The organism is Pseudomonas sp. IT-P2 (assembly GCF_949767575.1).
GTDB classification, from domain to species: Bacteria; Pseudomonadota; Gammaproteobacteria; order Pseudomonadales; family Pseudomonadaceae; genus Aquipseudomonas; species Aquipseudomonas pharyngis.
Map to the genome: position 1 here is coordinate 1 of NZ_CATKQA010000039.1, position 299 is coordinate 299.

Below are 299 nucleotides of genomic sequence, written 5' to 3' on the forward strand. Positions count from 1 at the left end.
ATCGAGCAAGATCAGAAACTCATCCAGTTTGTGCAGACAATCCGAGTACGCCAACCCTGCATTGGCGCCCGCAAATTGCACTCGTTGATGCACGCGGAGCGTGAGAAACAGGAGCTGCATGTCGGCCGCGATCGGTTATTGGCGGTCTTGCGTGATTACCGCCAACTGGTCCGCAGGAAGCGGGCTTATCACAAAACGACCGACAGTCATCATCACTTCCGCTGCCATCCCAATCTGCTCAAACCAGGCCCGTCGCAAGTTGTCGCTACCGGTCCGGAACAGGTCTGGGTGGCCGATAT

Annotated in this window: 1 pseudogene; it reads left to right on the forward strand. The window is 56.5% G+C overall.

The window, feature by feature from the left end:
• Nucleotides 1-299: pseudogene (locus ACM6JM_RS19290) on the forward strand (IS3 family transposase); the annotation flags it as partial.